Source organism: Pseudomonas sp. R4-39-08 (genome assembly GCF_003852275.1).
In the GTDB taxonomy this organism is placed as follows: Bacteria; Pseudomonadota; Gammaproteobacteria; order Pseudomonadales; family Pseudomonadaceae; genus Aquipseudomonas.
On record NZ_CP027733.1, the window covers coordinates 4,789,463 to 4,806,295 of the forward strand.

The 16,833-nt window shown below is 54.0% G+C and carries 16 protein-coding genes and 1 tRNA gene; 8 read left to right on the forward strand and 9 right to left on the reverse strand.

Annotated features, from left to right (window positions below; genetic code table 11):
* Nucleotides 1–61 precede the first annotated feature (61 nt).
* Genes yajC through queA form a run of 3 tightly spaced genes read right to left on the reverse strand, consistent with a single transcriptional unit; the run spans nt 62 to nt 2,614 of the window.
* Nucleotides 62–400, reverse strand: coding sequence for a preprotein translocase subunit YajC (gene yajC / locus C4J88_RS22105; RefSeq protein WP_003175975.1), 339 nt, complete (start codon nt 398–400; stop codon nt 62–64).
* A gap of 43 nt (nt 401–443) precedes the next feature.
* Complete coding sequence (tgt, locus tag C4J88_RS22110) at nt 444–1,559, reverse strand: tRNA guanosine(34) transglycosylase Tgt (RefSeq protein WP_164487749.1); 1,116 nt, start codon at nt 1,557–1,559, stop codon at nt 444–446.
* A 5-nt stretch (nt 1,560–1,564) separates the two neighbouring features.
* A complete protein-coding gene (gene queA / locus C4J88_RS22115; protein WP_124408107.1) occupies nt 1,565–2,614 on the reverse strand; it encodes a tRNA preQ1(34) S-adenosylmethionine ribosyltransferase-isomerase QueA in 1,050 nt (349 codons plus the stop codon).
* A 108-nt stretch (nt 2,615–2,722) separates the two neighbouring features.
* Between queA and C4J88_RS22120 the strand changes: the two genes are divergently transcribed.
* Nucleotides 2,723–2,807, forward strand: a tRNA-Leu gene (locus C4J88_RS22120).
* Between the two features lie 164 nt (nt 2,808–2,971).
* On the opposite strand, the gene C4J88_RS22125 is transcribed toward C4J88_RS22120, so the two are convergent.
* Nucleotides 2,972–3,280 carry a DUF3077 domain-containing protein gene (locus C4J88_RS22125; protein ID WP_076949885.1) on the reverse strand — a complete coding sequence of 103 codons (309 nt, stop codon included), beginning with the start codon at nt 3,278–3,280 and terminating at the stop codon, nt 2,972–2,974.
* A 554-nt stretch (nt 3,281–3,834) separates the two neighbouring features.
* On the opposite strand from C4J88_RS22125, the gene C4J88_RS22130 reads away from it, so the two are divergent.
* Nucleotides 3,835–5,349, forward strand: coding sequence for a HEPN domain-containing protein (locus tag C4J88_RS22130; protein ID WP_124408108.1), 1,515 nt, complete (start codon nt 3,835–3,837; stop codon nt 5,347–5,349).
* An 82-nt stretch (nt 5,350–5,431) separates the two neighbouring features.
* Here the strand turns inward: C4J88_RS22130 and C4J88_RS22135 are convergent, their stop codons facing one another.
* Both C4J88_RS22135 and C4J88_RS22140 read right to left on the reverse strand, forming a co-directional pair.
* Entirely contained in the window at nt 5,432–5,632 is a 201-nt protein-coding gene (locus tag C4J88_RS22135) for a retron Se72 family effector protein (RefSeq protein WP_256659054.1), read from the reverse strand.
* A 37-nt stretch (nt 5,633–5,669) separates the two neighbouring features.
* The gene (locus C4J88_RS22140) at nt 5,670–6,851 is read right to left on the reverse strand and encodes a reverse transcriptase family protein (RefSeq protein WP_124408109.1); all 1,182 of its coding nucleotides are present in this window, start codon (nt 6,849–6,851) and stop codon (nt 5,670–5,672) included.
* A 1,087-nt stretch (nt 6,852–7,938) separates the two neighbouring features.
* Between C4J88_RS22140 and C4J88_RS22145 the strand changes: the two genes are divergently transcribed.
* From C4J88_RS22145 to C4J88_RS22160, 4 genes are all read left to right on the forward strand, one after another.
* Nucleotides 7,939–9,066, forward strand: a complete 1,128-nt coding sequence (locus C4J88_RS22145) for an AAA family ATPase (protein ID WP_124408110.1) — start codon at nt 7,939–7,941, stop codon at nt 9,064–9,066.
* Complete coding sequence (locus tag C4J88_RS22150; protein ID WP_124408111.1) at nt 9,063–9,743, forward strand: DUF4276 family protein; 681 nt, start codon at nt 9,063–9,065, stop codon at nt 9,741–9,743. Before C4J88_RS22145 ends, C4J88_RS22150 begins: the two co-directional genes overlap by 4 nt.
* A 153-nt stretch (nt 9,744–9,896) precedes the next feature.
* Entirely contained in the window at nt 9,897–12,254 is a 2,358-nt protein-coding gene (locus C4J88_RS22155; protein ID WP_124408112.1) for an FdhF/YdeP family oxidoreductase, read from the forward strand.
* An 847-nt stretch (nt 12,255–13,101) separates the two neighbouring features.
* Nucleotides 13,102–13,434, forward strand: a complete 333-nt coding sequence (locus tag C4J88_RS22160) for a hypothetical protein (protein WP_124408113.1) — start codon at nt 13,102–13,104, stop codon at nt 13,432–13,434.
* Nucleotides 13,435–13,527: 93 nt separating this feature from the next.
* On the opposite strand, the gene C4J88_RS22165 is transcribed toward C4J88_RS22160, so the two are convergent.
* The gene (locus C4J88_RS22165; RefSeq protein WP_124408114.1) at nt 13,528–14,214 is read right to left on the reverse strand and encodes a tetratricopeptide repeat protein; all 687 of its coding nucleotides are present in this window, start codon (nt 14,212–14,214) and stop codon (nt 13,528–13,530) included.
* 13 nt (nt 14,215–14,227) lie between these two features.
* Nucleotides 14,228–14,905 (reverse strand): hypothetical protein, encoded by a 678-nt coding sequence (locus C4J88_RS22170; RefSeq protein WP_124408115.1) that lies wholly within the window; start codon nt 14,903–14,905, stop codon nt 14,228–14,230.
* A 219-nt stretch (nt 14,906–15,124) separates the two neighbouring features.
* Between C4J88_RS22170 and C4J88_RS22175 the strand changes: the two genes are divergently transcribed.
* Nucleotides 15,125–15,493 carry a cupin domain-containing protein gene (locus C4J88_RS22175; RefSeq protein ID WP_124408116.1) on the forward strand — a complete coding sequence of 123 codons (369 nt, stop codon included), beginning with the start codon at nt 15,125–15,127 and terminating at the stop codon, nt 15,491–15,493.
* 218 nt (nt 15,494–15,711) lie between these two features.
* Complete coding sequence (locus tag C4J88_RS22180) at nt 15,712–16,041, forward strand: hypothetical protein (protein ID WP_124408117.1); 330 nt, start codon at nt 15,712–15,714, stop codon at nt 16,039–16,041.
* Here C4J88_RS22180 and C4J88_RS22185 read toward each other — a convergent pair.
* The gene (locus C4J88_RS22185) at nt 16,003–16,650 is read right to left on the reverse strand and encodes a LysE/ArgO family amino acid transporter (RefSeq protein WP_124408118.1); all 648 of its coding nucleotides are present in this window, start codon (nt 16,648–16,650) and stop codon (nt 16,003–16,005) included. The genes C4J88_RS22180 and C4J88_RS22185 overlap by 39 nt on opposite strands.
* Nucleotides 16,651–16,833: the final 183 nt, after the last annotated feature.

The following is a 16,833-nucleotide window of genomic DNA, read 5'->3' on the forward strand; positions in this document are numbered from 1 at the left end:
ACGCCGCCCGCTTATAACGCGGGGCGCCTTGCGCGCCCCGTCGATTGGTAAAGGTTGTTACTTAGATCGCTTTGAGCGTGCCTTTAGGCAGCGTGGCGGCGATGGCGCCCTTCTGGAACTTCATTTCCACGGTGTCGGAGACTTCCAGTACCACGAAAGCATCGGAAACCTTGGTGATCTTGCCGGCGATACCGCCAGTGGTCACGACTTCGTCGCCTTTCTGCAGGCTGCCCAGCAGGTTTTTCTGCTCTTTGGCGCGCTTGGCCTGTGGACGCCAGATCATCAGGTAGAAGATGACCAGGAAGCCGACCAGGAAAATCCACTCGAAACCACCGCCCATCGGGCCGGCAGCGGCAGGCGCAGCGGCGTCAGCCATGGCGTTAGAGATAAAAAAGCTCATTTAGCACTCCAGTTGCAAATAGTGAATCTTAGGGTCGGGAAACTCAGTCCAAGGGCGGCACAGGGAGCCCGCGCTTGGCATAGAAGGCATCGACGAAGGCGGCCAATGTACCCTGTTGAATAGCCTCGCGCAAACCAGCCATCAGGACTTGGTAATGACGCAAATTGTGGATGGTATTCAACATGCTACCCAGCATTTCCCCGCACTTGTCCAGATGGTGCAGATAAGCACGGGAGAAGTTCTGGCAGGTGTAGCAGTCACAGGTGGGATCCAGCGGCGAATCATCATGGCGATGGAACGCGTTACGGATCTTCAGCACGCCTGTATCGATGAACAGATGCCCATTGCGGGCATTACGGGTTGGCATCACGCAATCGAACATGTCCACACCGCGGCGCACACCCTCTACGAGATCTTCCGGTTTGCCAACGCCCATAAGGTAACGAGGTTTGTCAGCCGGCATCAGGCCCGGCAGGTAATCCAGCACCTTGATCATTTCGTGCTTGGGCTCGCCCACCGACAAACCGCCGATGGCCAGGCCGTCAAAGCCGATCTTGTCGAGGCCTTCCAGCGAGCGCTTGCGCAGGCTTTCATGCATGCCGCCCTGGACGATACCGAACAACGCCGCGGTGTTATCGCCATGGGCATTCTTCGAACGCTGGGCCCAGCGCAACGACAGCTCCATGGAAATACGCGCGACGTCTTCGTCAGCCGGGTACGGCGTGCATTCGTCGAAAATCATCACGATGTCCGAACCCAGGTCGCGCTGCACCCGCATCGATTCTTCCGGGCCCATGAACACCTTGGAACCGTCCACCGGCGAGGCGAAGGTCACGCCCTCTTCCTTGATCTTGCGCATGGCGCCCAGGCTGAACACCTGGAAACCACCGGAGTCGGTGAGGATCGGGCCCTGCCACTTCATGAAGTCATGCAGGTCGCCATGCTTCTTGATCACTTCCGTGCCGGGGCGCAGCCACAGGTGAAAGGTGTTGCCGAGGATGATCTCGGCGCCAGTGGCAACGATGTCACGCGGCAGCATGCCCTTGACGGTGCCATAGGTGCCGACCGGCATGAACGCCGGGGTCTCCACGGTGCCGCGCGGGAAAGTCACGCGACCACGACGAGCTTTACCGTCGGTGGCCAATAATTCAAACGACATACGACTCATAAGTTGTCCTCAGGGCCGCGCGGCGCCGGGTTGCGGGTGATAAACATCGCATCACCGTAGCTGAAAAAGCGGTACTCGTTGGCGATGGCCGCTTGATAAGCCGCCATGGTTTCCGGGTAACCGGCAAAGGCCGACACCAGCATCAACAGCGTGGATTCCGGTAAATGGAAGTTGGTCACCAGGCAATCGACCACATGAAACGGCCGGCCCGGATAAATGAAGATATCGGTGTCGCCGCTGAACGGCTTGAGCACGCCATCGCGCGCCGCGCTCTCGAGCGACCGCACGCTGGTGGTGCCCACGGCCACCACACGGCCACCGCGCGCCTTGCACGCGTTAACCGCATCCACAACGTCCTGGCTGACTTCCAGCCATTCACTGTGCATGTGGTGGTCTTCGATGTTCTCCACACGCACCGGCTGAAACGTGCCGGCCCCCACGTGCAGGGTCACATAGGCCGTCTCGACGCCCTTGGCGGCGATGGCATCCAGCAGCGGCTGGTCGAAATGCAACCCGGCCGTCGGCGCCGCCACAGCACCGAGGCGCTGGGAGTACACCGTCTGATAGCGCTCGCGGTCCGCGTCTTCGTCGGGGCGGTCTATATAAGGAGGCAACGGCATATGGCCGACGCGCTCCAGCAGCGGCAACACCTCTTCGGCAAATCGCAGCTCGAACAAAGCGTCATGACGCGCGACCATCTCGGCCTCGCCACCGCCATCGATCAAGATACTCGACCCCGGTTTCGGCGACTTGCTGGAGCGCACATGGGCCAGCACGCGATGGCTGTCCAGCACCCGCTCCACCAGAATTTCCAGCTTGCCGCCGGAGGCTTTCTGGCCAAACAGCCGCGCCGGAATCACCCGGGTATTGTTGAACACCATCAAATCGCCCGGGCGTAAATGCTCAAGCAAATCAGTGAATTGACGGTGTGCGAGGGCACCGCTCGGCCCGTCCAGGGTCAGCAGTCGACTGGCGCGACGCTCGGCCAACGGGTGGCGAGCGATCAGCGAATCAGGGAGCTCAAAAGTAAAGTCAGCAACGCGCATGATGGGGTTCGTCTAGCAGGGCCGGGAAGTCTAGCGGAAATAGTGAAAATTGACCATGAAACGTGATTGACCAACGGTAATCTCATCTCTATACTTCGCCGCCATTGAGCCCTGATGGCGGAATTGGTAGACGCGGCGGATTCAAAATCCGTTTTCGAAAGGAGTGGGAGTTCGAGTCTCCCTCGGGGCACCATCTTAAAAAAAGACCTTGAAATTCAAGGTCTTTTTTTTCGCCTGTAGAAAAGTGGGCGGCCGGCTGATTCATCGCTCACCGCCCACTCCGAGCCTGAAACACAGTCCAAATGTGGGAGCGGGCGCTCGCGAAGGCGCCAGCCCAAACACCCTCAAACCACCTGCCTACACACCCACCGAATCCCCCTCCTCTGTCACCCCATTCGGCAACATCCCATTCGCCAAATCATCCACCACCGCCTTCGCCATTTCCCCCAAATAATGCGCTGCCCAGGCAAAACGGTCCGCGCCTGTGTCCATTGCTGCATCCAATGCCAGCATTTTTGAACAGTGGAGAAGCTCGGAGGCGTGTTCCAGCGCATCGCGGATGGGTACGCCGGAATTGACGCGGAATAGACGGTGGAGGTTGGGCTGTTTGCCGCAGGTGGAAAAGGTGATGACGCCGAGGGTTTTGTTGAGGGGTGGGTTGATCATTGGGCACCTCCGATCTGAGCGGGGGTGTCGATTGCGGTACTGCGAGGGGACGACCTATCAGAAACGCTCATTGCTTAAGCTCCTAATGTAGTGAGCTGCCACGTTCGTTTCTCATGCGAATGGGTGGCAGCTATGCGCGGGTTGAGAAACCGGGACAATAGGAACCCGGCAGACCCGAAGGCCTCCCACGCATAGCCGCCATTACACAGACATGCGGGCACAAAAAAGCGCCAACAGTCTAATGGATGGTGGCGCCTATGCGCCTATTGTTTCTCGGATTCTCAAGTCCGGTCGCTGGGTTGGAAGCGACGGAGGGAAGGTAGCTCAGGAGTGGTTGGGCTGGAAGTCGGGATCTGTGGCGAAAAATTTCCGGTGGGCAGTCTAGAGGGTTGCAAGCGGCCGGAGGGGGAAATCGTGTTTGCCCCTGATTACAGTACAGTGGTGCATACGTACTAATTACTAGCTATCGTAACGAAAGCCCAAGGTGAAAATGTCGACTGAATGCTACTCTCAGGATTGCGGTGCCTACCTATAGTTAAGTTGAGTATTTTTCCATGTCGACAGATGAACAGTACAATGGAGTTTTTATTTCTTCAGATAGCAAGTTTGTCGGCGCACTAAAAATTGCCGGTGCGGACAGTACCCTTAAACTCGTAGGAAAGAGTTACTGGGATCATCCAGCATCCGAACCAGCAGATATTCATGGAATACTAAACAATGGTAAAAAAGTCTCGCTGCTGGAATGCGTGCTTCACGGTACAAAGCGGTATTACCTCGATGAAAAATCACAGTTTGAAAGTATTTTTTTTCCGAACTATATAGTAGTAGGAGAGGATTTCATTAGTTCTGATAAACCGGTTATCCAAGCGATTCGCTACCACTTTCAGAATATAGACTGCCTTCTAAGCGGGCGTGAGACCTTTCAGTCATTACACCCAGAAACTGCGGAGATTCACCAGATTCTGGAGACCGATTACAAGCGTACAGAGAAGATTGCAGAAAAGTATGGATGGGAAAGACGTCCTTTCAAGCCTCAGATCGGTGAGCATCCGCATCTGCTGTATTTTAGCGGTTTGTGGGAAATCGTATCGAGCAACGCGCAGGTTGGGAAAGTCTCCTTGACGAACCGGTCTTCTCACACGTCGGGAAGTGCTGCTGGGATCGGGATTGACAACGAAGTCACCGCAAATATCGAATTCAAGGAGCCTAAGACCCCGGACGAAGCATTCCATCATCTTCGCGCCCTACACGGGTTGTTTGAACTTAGCCTCGGGCATCGTCAGCGCTTCCATTGGATTGAGTTAGAGCTGACTCAACGTTCAGAGGAACTCTCTCCAGTCATACCTAAAACAGCCCGGTTATACTGGAGCTTGTGCAATGAACGCGTCAAGGGTGACCATATAACCAATTTAAATGACACTCTTATTTCCCCAGATCTAAATCCTGAAGAATTTGCCAAAATAGTATCAGGTTGGATGAATAGTGCAGAAACTATGGGTGATCCAAGGGTAAGATTTGCGACCGCATTTTTCGGGAGCTACAGCATCAATCGTATAGTTGGCGCTGCCAATATGTTTGATTTACTGCCAGAGAGCCATGCACCTAAAACGAAGGAAGCTGATGCGTCATTAAAAGAAGCGGTGATACAGTGCCGAAAAATTTTCGCAGACCTGCCGGACAGCTTTGCTAGACAGTCTATTCTTTCGACCTTGGGACGCATTGGTAAGGCAAGCCTGCGCGACAAGATACATCACCGTGCCAACAAGATCATCGAGGTGGCTGGCGATAAGTTCCCGGAACTTTATCTGCCATGCAACCATGCTGTTTTGGCTCGAAATCACTATGTGCACGGAAGTACTAGATCATTTGACTATCAAAAACATTTTGCAGAATTTGCATTTATCATTGACACCCTAGAGTTTGTTTTTGCTACTTCAGACCTACTTGATCTTGGGTGGGACATGAGTCGATGGATGGATCAAGGTACAACAATGACGCATTCATTTGGAGCATATATAATTAATTATTCGCAAAACATTACTCGCCTAAAAAATCTGGTAAGTAGATAGGTATTACAATAAACTTAAAAAATTGGAATTAGATCAGATTTTCGAATTGTGGCCTGCCCCCCGATTTTACATGACCCTTATTTTACAAAACCGGATCTAGTTCTACTTTCTTTACACCTTTCGCTCTTGGACCTTTCGGAGCTTTTTCGATAATGAACGTCACTCGATCTCCTACATTGATGTCATGCCCTTCGTCCTCAATATCATCATAGAAGAAGAATATATCTTTACCTTCTGTCCTCCGGATAAATCCATATCCTTTGAACGCATCAAATGTCGTCACGACCCCTCTACTTATCGTCTGATCATCTTTCGACACATTATCCCCACATTTCAGATTTTGTAGGAGCGTTAATAAACCTAAGCCTCAGCATTTTTTTATAGTGCCTAGCCAAAGGCTTATCCGTCCGAGTCAGAATACCAAGAGAATACAAAGTCTTATTCAAAGAGCTTATGACACCAGGCCTAACATGATGAGCAACTGGCTTTTTAAGTAACTTATCAGCTTCAAATATGATACTCGCTTTCATCTGATTATCATACTCGGGCAAAATCCCTGACATTCGCAATCTTAGATCTTCCGCTTGTGAATGTTCTAAGCGTGTTAGCTTAGCAACCTGCCCGGAAATTCTATTCCACAGTGCATGGTACTCTTCAGAAAATCGACATTTTAAATATTCTTTTTCACAAATATAAACTAGATGCCTAATGTGCCGCCGCTCAGCTTTCCTGAGCTTCGGTATTCCGTGGCCAACCCATACTCCAGTGACCTTATACTCGGCCTTGACGTCGCCTGCTGACTCCTGCTTAGTTTTTTTATTGTTAAGTCTAAGATTATGCTTTTTGAAGATCGCCGCGACTTCCTTAATTAGCTCCGTGCTTTCCTCTTTAGTAATTGGTCGTTTCGAACTCAAAGTGACATCATCTAAAAGACGGGTATAAGAAAATCCTCGCGCCCTCATTCTGCTAACAAGTGAGTATTCTGAATTAAAAAATACCAAATTGGCGACATAGCTCGAAGTGCATGCGCCCTGCGGCACCCTGCCGTCTCTCGTGACCAACTTTGTTAAAATACTCGCCACTGCATCTGGAAAATTAAAAAGCCGAGTAAATATAGGCTTTACACTTTCCTCTTTGATATTATTGTAAAAATCTTTTATATCAATTCCGATCAAATTTTTTGATCCGGCATGAATGGTCCCATTTACAATATAGTCTCTAGGGTTTTTCTGATCTCTTATTCCCCCTTGTAAGTAGGATGGATAGAAAACACCTTCAAACAATCTAGAGTTTATTCTCTTTTGCAAACGCTTAAGCTCAAACTTAGGATCATAGACAATGCGCTCTTTACCTGACTTAGATGTAATACTAAATTCGGTGTAAGAGTTAGATGTATCTTCTGAAAGGTCTTTTAAAAGTCTTGGCGGCAGCCCTAAACATTTCGCAAGGGATTCAACACTTCCAATCGGGTGATGAGGATAGTAAGGCTTGTCCTTTGCCACGACTGCTCCTTAGTAAGCAAAAAAGATGAGAGTCAGTTAGCTATTATCACTTCCAATAAAAATTGAAAAGATCCAACGGATAACCCAACCAAAAACAGCTGAGACAGTCAGTTTTTTTATAGTTGCTCTTAAGTCAATTCCTTTCGTTGCGAGCCTGTCTCCAAGCTTCGTACGAATGCTCTTATTTTTTCTAGTCACGTAGATTACAACATGTAGTTTATACATCGCTTTTCTCCTCGAATGAACAACGCAAAAGTGCGATGTCCGGCCAGACCAAAGAGAGAAACAGCAAGGAATATGTATATTGACTTAAGAGGACTCTCAGCTTTTACGCCAGACAACCCTCGCAAGCGCAAATCGATTTCGCGCATGCCGCGCTATGCGATTCGCACAGGGGTACCGAGGGGCCGGTCATGATCTCTTACGAGATCGCCAAAGAAGGCTTCGATTTCCTTGCAAACGTGACTTTTAAAGAGCGGAACAGGCGTGATACACCTGCAAGATCGATCCTAGGACAGGTCGCATGACCTGTCAATATCGGTATTACTATTTTTATGAACTTTCACTCTAGAAAAAGATCGCCTGCCGTCTGTCTGGATTTTATTCCAAAGCTAAAAAATCCAATAATTTTATCTATGTCTTGCGTGCAGACTACCCAAACACAATCTAACCAACTGTTTTTTAAGCATATATATTAAAAACATAAAAAAGTGACCAAGTTATTTTTATGGAAAGTCGGGGCGAGCGGCCTAGACCAGCCTCCCACAGATCCGGACTTGCGAAATCTAAGCATCCGGCTCCTCAGTAACAGGCTTTGCTGATCCCTGAAGCTGCGCAGCTTTCTCCCCATCCAGCCTTCCCCGCTGCAACCTACGCAATAACCACTTGATCCACACCGCCATGCTGGGCTGCCGTAGCTGCAATACTCACAAGCCAAAGCACCGGTATTAGCTAGTAAAGATTAACGTTAGGATGACCCCATCAACCGGCAAGCCAGCGTCCAAAATCAATGGCAGAATCCGCCACAGCTATCAACGACAGCGGCTTTACACTCAACGAGCAGCGCCGCTAAAGGAATCAAGCAGCAATGAGCACAAAGAACCCGATCAGCCGGCTCACCATCAAAGGTTTCAAGTCCATCAAGAATCTTGAAGACTTGCACCTGGGCAGCCTGAACGTGCTGCTGGGTGCCAACGGTGCGGGCAAGAGCAGCTTCGTTTCCTACTTTCGCATGCTCAGCGAAATGATGGAGTTGCGCCTTAAAAAGTGGACGACTCAACAAGGCTCGGCGGACCGCATTGTCAGCTTCGGCATCAAGGAGACTCAGAAGATCAGTTCCTACGTCCATTTCGGCTTGAACGGCTATGAGTTCGAGTTGGAGCCGACCGTGGAAGGTGACTTCGTTTTTTCCAACGAACGGCTCTTTTTTGACGGCCCCATGTATGGGTCCGAGTGGATTCCGCTGGGCTCCGGGCATCAGGAGACCAAGCTTAAAAAAGCCTACGACATCAAGCAGTTCCAAGCCCCCTACAAAAACAACGTTGTGGCGTACTGCTACGAATCAATTTCCAGCTGGAAGGTTTTCCACTTCCACGACACCAGCGAAACCGCGAGTGTCAAACGCTGGGGACCGGCCCATATCGACGACTATCTGCGTCCAGACGCGTCGAACCTGGCGGCCTATCTGCATCGTTTAGCCACCCAGACGCCTGAGGTGTATGAGCAGATCCGAAAAACGATCCAACTGGCGATTCCATTCTTCGACGACTTTGTGCTCAGGCCTGTGCGACTGGACAGCCAGGAAGAATTGATCAACCTGCAATGGCGTCAGAAGGACAGCGACTACGCCTTCTGGCCGAGCCAGCTCTCGGACGGTTCGATCCGTTTCATATGCCTGGTAACCGCCCTGCTCCAGCCCGACCCGCCATCGACCATCATCATTGATGAGCCGGAACTCGGCCTGCATCCCTACGCCATCACCCTATTGGGTTCACTGCTGCGATCAGCCTCCACCCGAATGCAGGTGATTGTCTCAACGCAGTCAGTTCCCCTGGTGAACGAGTTCTCAATCGACGACCTGATCATCGTCGAGCGGGAAAAAGGCGCAACCGTCTTCAAGCGTCTCGACGAAAAAGCCTTCGAAACATGGCTGGACGATTATTCGGTAGGCGAGCTGTGGGAGAAAAACATCCTTGGCGGGAGGCCGCGTAAATGATTCGAGTCCACGTGATCTGCGAGGGCCAGACAGAAGAGATGTTCATCAACGAGGTGCTGGCTCAAGCCTTCCAGCACCTGGATATTTACCTGATGCCCGCGTTGATCGGAAAGCCCGGCCACAAGGGCGGCAACTTTCGTTTCGAGCGTCTGCTCAGTGATGTTGAAAAGCGCCTGTTAGGTGACCGTCAGGCATATTGCACCACGTTTTTTGACTTTTATGGCCTACCCGAAGAATTCCCTGGCAAGGCGGATGCCGGTGGCAAGAACACCATGGATGAAAAAGCTGAGTGCCTGCTTGAAGCGATGGTGGAGAAGTTGGCGAACAAACTGGGTGATGAAGCCATGCGTCGATTCATTCCCTACGTGCAAATGTATGAATTCGAGGGTCTGCTATTCAGTTGCCCCACAGGGTTAGCTGTCGGGATCAACCAGCCGGCCCTTGAAGAGCGTTTTTTGCACATACGAAATGAGTTTGAAACGCCGGAAGCGATTAACAACAGCCCGATGACCGCGCCGAGCAAAAGACTGCAGAAGCTGTACGCCGGCTATGAAAAACCGCTGTATGGTTCACTTGCCGCAATTGAGATCGGTCTGCCGATCATTCGGCAACAATGCGCTCGATTCGATGCCTGGATCAGGCAGATGGAAGCGCTGCATACAATCGCCCAGCCATGATCGATCCGACCACACCCGCCGCCATTCTGACTGAACCTCCCACCCATCCACCTGGTCGCTAACGCTCGTCGATCAAGCCGAATTCTCCCCACGCGTATGCATCACAACCATACGCACCACGCCTCCACGGCCTTCAACAGGGAGAACCTCGCAATGTCTGAACCCAAAAATCCCCAGCTCCAAGGCTCCCAGTCCGACGGCTCAGCCGCCGGCGGCTGGCCTGCACTCAATGCCGTCAACAAACACCTGCTCCACCAGCACGTCCTGCTCAAGGGCAACCGTACCCTGCTGTCCATGAACAAACCGGACGGTTTCGACTGCCCCAGCTGCGCCTGGCCAGACCCGAAGAAGCCGCACACCTTTGAATACTGTGAGAACGGTGCCAAGGCACTGGCTTGGGAGTCGACCAAAAAACGCGTCACGCCCGAGTTTTTCGCTGAACATACGGTCAGTGAGCTGGCCACTTGGAGCGATCACGACCTGGAAGATCAGGGCCGCATCACCGAACCGATGCGCTACGACGCGGGCAGCGACAAATACCTGCCCGTCAGTTGGGACGAGGCTTTCGCCGAGATCGGGCAGGAGCTGCGCCAACTGAGCGACCCGTGGAAACTGGAGTTGTACACCTCGGGGCGTACCTCAAACGAGGCGGCGTTTCTGTATCAGTTGTTTGGCCGCCTGTATGGCATGGCTAACTTTCCTGACTGCTCGAACATGTGCCACGAAACCACCAGCGTGGCCCTTCCCGAGTCGATCGGCGTAGGCAAAGGCACCACGACGCTGGAAGACTTCGAGAACGCCGACGCCATTTTCATCTTCGGTCAGAACCCCGGGACCAACAGCCCGCGCATGATGTCCGAGCTGCATGCCGCCGCACGCCGTGGCGCGAGCATCATCTCGTTCAACCCGTTGCGCGAAAAGGCCCTGGTGCGTTTTGCATCACCCCAGGACCCGCGCGACATGCTCAGTCGCAGCGGCGTCAAGATCAGTTCCCAGTACCATCAGGTCAGGATCGGCGGCGACATGATTGCCCTGCAGGGCATTTGCAAAGTGGTCATTGAAGCGGACGATGCGGCTCAGCGTGAAGGGCTGCCCCGTGTGCTGGATGTCGCCTTCATCGAAGAACACACCCACGGCCTTGAGCAATTCGCCGATTACTGCCGACAGTTGCCGTGGGAGATCATCGAGCGTCATTCGGGCCTGACTCGTCAGGCGTTGGAAGAGGTGGCGGCGGTGTACATGCGTTCGGAGCGGGTCATCTGTTGCTGGGGCATGGGCATCACTCAACACAAGCGCGGTGGCGACGCGATGCAGCAGATCATTAATCTGCTGCTGCTGCGCGGCAACATCGGCAAACTGGGTGCGGGTGCTTGCCCCATTCGCGGGCACTCCAATGTGCAGGGTGACCGCACCATGGGCATCTACGAAAAAGCTGGCGAGCCGTTCCTGGCCAGTATGAGCAAGGTGTTCGGTTTCGAAGCGTCCCGCAAAGGTGGGCATGATGTGGCCGAAGCCTGTGAAGCGCTGCTGCGCGGCGAGGTCGAAGCGTTTATTTCAATGGGTGGCAATTTCTTCCGGGCCATCCCGGATATCGACGTGGTGTGCCCGACCGTCAAGCGCTTGAAAATGACAGTGCTGGTCAATACCAAGCTCAACCGCAGTGCAACGGTACATGGCCAGAAAGCGTTTTTGCTGCCGTGCATCGCCCGCTCGGAGCTGGACATGCAAAACGGCGTGGCGCAAACCGTTACGGTGGAAGACTCGATGTCGATGGTGCACGGCTCGACCGGCATGCTGGAACCTGCATCGAAACACCTGATCTCCGAAGTGGCGATCATCGCCGGTATCGCCAAGGCGACGCTTGCGCCTAACCCCAATGTGGATTGGGACAGCTACGTGAGCGATTACGCGCGCATTCGCGACAAGATCGAAGCCGTGCTGCCCGAGCAGTTTTATGACTTCAATCAGCGCATCAAGGAGCCGGGAGGGTTCCGCCTGCCCAATGGCGCCAGCGAGCGCAAGTGGAACACCGAGTCAGGCAAGGCTAACTTCCTGTTTCCGGCAGGGGTTTTTGACGAGGACGACACGCCACCGGGCGCTGATCATCTGCAGTTGATGACGATCCGCAGCCATGACCAGTTCAACACCACGGTGTATTCCAACGATGACCGTTACCGGGGTATCTACGGCGACCGCATGGTGGTGATGCTCAATCCGCAGGACATCGAGCGCCTGGGGCTCAAGGCGGGGGATTATGTCGAGTTCCAGACGGCGCTGGACGTGACAACACCGCGTCGTGCGCCCGGTTTCAAGGTCATCCCCTTCGACGTACCGCAAGGCTGTTGCGCCGCGTATTACCCGGAAACCAACGGCTTGCTGCCACTGGCGAATCGGGATAGCCGCAGTAACACACCGGCGGCGAAATCCATCCCGGTGAACCTGGTGCGGATGAATCCAGAGGAGGCGCAAGTGGCTTTGGAACGACGCGGATTGATTGCGGCGGCCAGTTAGGGCTCGTGGTACAGCTTGCGCCCCCCTGACGCTCCGCGTCCTGCTTTCAGCGCAAAATCCGGCACTTGCGCAATGGGGACGCGGAGCGTCACGGGATGCATTCCCACGCGGAGCGAGGGAACGATCACTGTCCCCTTTTCGGGCTATTCAGTAGTAACATCCGTCCGACCCACCAAATCGGGTCTCCCGCAAGCAAACATGCCGCCAGCTATTGAGCACCAGCGGGGCATAGCTGCAAGACGCACCAGTTTTGTTGATAGCGACTTGCACCGACTCCATGTCGTCGCGGCTGACAGGGACGGATATTGCGCAGCAGTCCGGGGTTTTTGAACAGGCTGAAATTGTCGTGTCATTTCGCGTGCGCCCATTCACAGATACGGCCAACGCAGTGCTGTCACAGTGACCAGCCAAACCTTCCCCCGTGACAATAAACGAGGTGGTTGACGGGTTACCAGCACCACCCCCAAACCCTAGCGGAATAAGGAACAGAGAATGAGCGTAGCTTTCCCCGGCACTTACCGTTGAGATCGTGACGGGTGGATTACAGGACTGATTGACCCACGCCACGTGGGACACCGGTTTCCAATCGCGGTCGTCTGTGAGGTTCCAATGCTTGCCACTGCGGTAGTCATAGCAACCGTTCAGGCCTGCGACGGCGGTGAGTACCAGAAGAATTACCGCCCGTGTTGTTTTCATGGTGACCCGCTTTTCCAATAAGGTTTTGATTGCCTGCACTCAGTTAAACCGGACATTAAAAGAGGACGGGGTTTCCGGGAGAAATAATCCGTTCCCTTTTCGGGTTTCCGATTGCGTCCACCGGTCTTTCGACGAAGTAACATAGGAAATCATGGCCTTCACAGCTACCTGCGTTGTGTCCCTGTTTTTTTGGGCTGTTGTTTCAGCAATTACAGGAACCAAGGAGCCTTGGGATCTGGCTAGTTATTGGACCATCATCTATCCCGCCGCGCTTGCTTTGTCAGTGATTCTTGGAGCCGTGCTGAAAAGCGCCCAGTGGTCCGCAGGCGCCGTGGTAATGCTTGCTCAGATCCCGATGATTTTAGTTACTTCTGGTGCTTCCCCGTTGCTGGGTGTCGGTATCCTGTATGCGGCTGTTCTCTCAATTCCGGCGATAACGCTATCTTGGCTCGCCGGCAAAGTGCGGCAGGCTTACACGTCATAAAGCCTTGATGGTTCTTTCTTGAAAATTGGACAAAAAAAGGAACGGATTTATTTCCAGGAAATAAACCCGTCCCCTTTTCGCTTCTGTTTTCTATTACGGCACCGAAATCCCATACTCAGCAAGCTTGGCCGTGTTCTCTTCCTTCACGTACTTTTTTTTGACGATCTGCGAGAACTTCAGGAAATCGGCCTTGGCGTACTCCCTGTCGCCCAAATGGTCGTACGCGATCCCGCGCGCATAAAAGGCCCACGCAAAGTCCGGCTGGCGCTGGAGGCCCGTGCTAAACGCTTCAGCGGCTTCGCGGTACTGACCCAGGTCTGTCAGCGCGAGGCCCAGATGATAGTAGGTCGGCATGTGGAAGCCGGCCCCCTTTCCGGTTTCTCCCAAATTGTTGTCCAGGTTGTATTGCACAAGCTCAAGGGCTTTTTTCGGGTTGCCCACGTCGCGATACATGGCGCTCAAGTCCAGGTTGTCGCGCGGATCAGGCTTGACCGCCAGTTGCATGGATTTTTCCTTGGCGACCACGGCTTCGGGAAAACGCTTGAGGTTGCTGTAGGCGTCGGCCTGAACTGCGTAAATCAAACTTTGCAGCGAGGGGGGCAGCGTATTTTTCTGCAGGCATAAGTCACCTTCCTGCAGCACCAGCGAGTAGTTTTCGGCTTTGGACGCCTTGAACTGATTGGCGCAGTGGGCAAGGTTGGCTTTTTGCGGGTTTGGCGTTCCGGCACATCCGGTGAGGATGAAGATGCCTGTGATCAGTGCGGGCCAGCGAGCATTCATGAAGACTTCCTTGTTAGTCGAACAAGCGAGCGTTGAGGTCAGGGCGATAGACCTGCAAGAGCGGCGCGGTCACGGTGCCTTGCAGCGAGCAGAACACCGTGGTGTGGCCTGCCAGTGGCGGTGACGCGTCACCCGTGTCGACCATCAACACACGGTCTACGAAGCCAAACGGCGTGGCAACGCCGGGGCCGGTCAAGCCTTCGGTGCGCCATTGGCCGATCGGGTCACCGACGCGGCGAATTTCTGCGCGGGTGATGGCTTTGCCCTGACTGACAAAGCGTGTGTTGTCGACAATCAACGGCTTGAGTTTTGCGGCGACCTCTTGCGGCAAGCCGTCGGCTACGAAACCCCAGAACAGAAAATTGCCCACGTCCTTCATGGTTTGGGCCTGGTTGTAATAGCCCACCATACGCACGCCGTTGACGATCAGGGGTGTGTCGAACTGTTGGTAAGTGCCACCTTCCTGCAGCGGATTCAAGATGGTCGGGGCCTTGACCGAGCCGTACTGACTAAGGCGCACGGTATTAGCCGGCAGGCGGGCGTTGCCCAGGCTCTCGAAAAAACGCGCGTCGCAACGAGAAAACTCGGTCAGCAGCTGTTCGGGCGTGGTGACGGCCTGGGTCTGGGCCTGGGCATTAGAGGCCGCGGCGACGGCGAGCAAGGCAATGCCGGAAAAGACGAAGCGGAACATTTCAAATCATCCGTGAGATGGGAACTAAGGCTGTCGGCCCATGGGTAGCGTACTTTAGCAAAACCGGCGTGCCGGAGGTGGCCAGCGTCTTCTTTTAGCTGAAAACAGGCGTTGAACATGGGATGGCGAAATCGTCCACCACCGTCCTGCAAGATCGTACAAGCCCTCCCACGCCGTGCGCCACTAACCTGACCACTCTCCCACATCCGAGCATCCGTCATGGTCCAGCGTTCCCCCATAAACCTCACCCAAAAAGCCTCACTCATCGATCAACAATGGAGCCCACGCGTCGTCGCCGAAATGAACGACTACCAGTTCAAGGTCGTGCGCATCGAGGGCGAATTCATTTGGCACTCCCATCCCGAAACCGACGAGGCCTTCCTGGTACTGGAAGGAACATTGCGTATCGACCTTCCAGGTGGCCCAGTCTATGTGGAGCCAGGTGAACTCTATGTGGTCCCCCGTGGCGTAGAGCACCGCACGGCCGCCGAAGGCGAAGCCAAGTTGATGATGATTGAGCCACGCGGCATTTTGAACACCGGCCATGAAGGTGGTGACCGTACCGCCGTGAATGATCAGTGGATATGAAGGCTGGCATTTACTTGAAGTCCTCACGCTGAGCCCAAGAACGGCTGACCATTGCCCGGAGCAACGATGACTGAGCCGCAAATACTTCAGGGATGGCGACACTTACTCCACGTATCGCATAAGCCTCTAACAACTGCCAAACGCTTCAACATGGGGTCTTTTTTTCACGCGCAGAACAGTGATCATCGCCCTCCCCTAAAGCCCCAGGAACAGAGACCATGGAATTGACGCTGGAAGCGGTTGCGCTCTTTGCATTGAAGCTGGTGCATGAGACAGACGGCGGCAGTTCGGTTTTGCGGGATGATCTGGTGATGCAAGCGTATGACCGCGAGGTGTTTGGGTTGTTGGTGCGCCAGGGGGATGTGGGGACAATTCAGCGCAAAATCGATGAGTGCATCAGGCAGGCGCTGACTGCACTGGGTGGAACCGATACGGTAATGGGGCGCGAACTGCAACGACTGGCAACCGCCGTAAACAGTACGGATCAGCTCGACGCACTGATCGCACCGCTAACCACCCTCAAGGACTACCTGAAAGACATCCAGTGAATCGGTGATCAGCATTCCGGCGAGATACACCATCAACACCGCCACGCCCGCATCCAGCCAGCGCCACACCACCGGCGTCCGAAACAACCCCGTCAAGCGTTGACAGCCAAGCGCCAACACTACAAACCACAGTAGCGACGCGGTCATCGCCCCCGTCGCAAAGAGTGCTTGCTGGCCTGCCGGTTTAGCGGCGCCAATCGAGCCGATCAGCACGACGGTATCGAGCCACGCGTAGGGGTTGGCAAAACCCAGCACCATCGCCGCACGCAACAGCCCTCGTTGCGAATGGCCGACTTGGGTATCCGGCATGGACTGGTCACGCAGGCAAGCCAGCAAGCGCTGGCCACCGAACCACAGCAAATAGGCCGCGCCGGAAAGTAGCAACAGCGCTACCAGCTTGGGACGGCTGTCCAATAGCGAACCCAAACCTGTGATGCCCACGGCGATCAACAGCATATCGGAGACTACGCAGACGGCGACCACTCCCCAGATGGGACCACGGCTGACACCTTGACGGATGACCAAGGTGTCTTTCGGGCCTGGGGCTGCGAACAGACCGATGCCCAGGAGCAGGCCGTCGAGGAATAACGCGTTGAAGTAAGGAAGCATGGAATGTTCGACTCCCGACGGGAAAAGCTCGTCAGTGGCTGTTCCGGCAGATGTAAAGGAATGCAACACACACTAGGTTCGCAAGCATGTGAGAAACCGCGACACTGGATATAGCCAACCAAAAATAGGGACCTATCCATGTCCTTCACAACGTCGCCAGCTGGGAGTAAGTGTGCGTTGCTC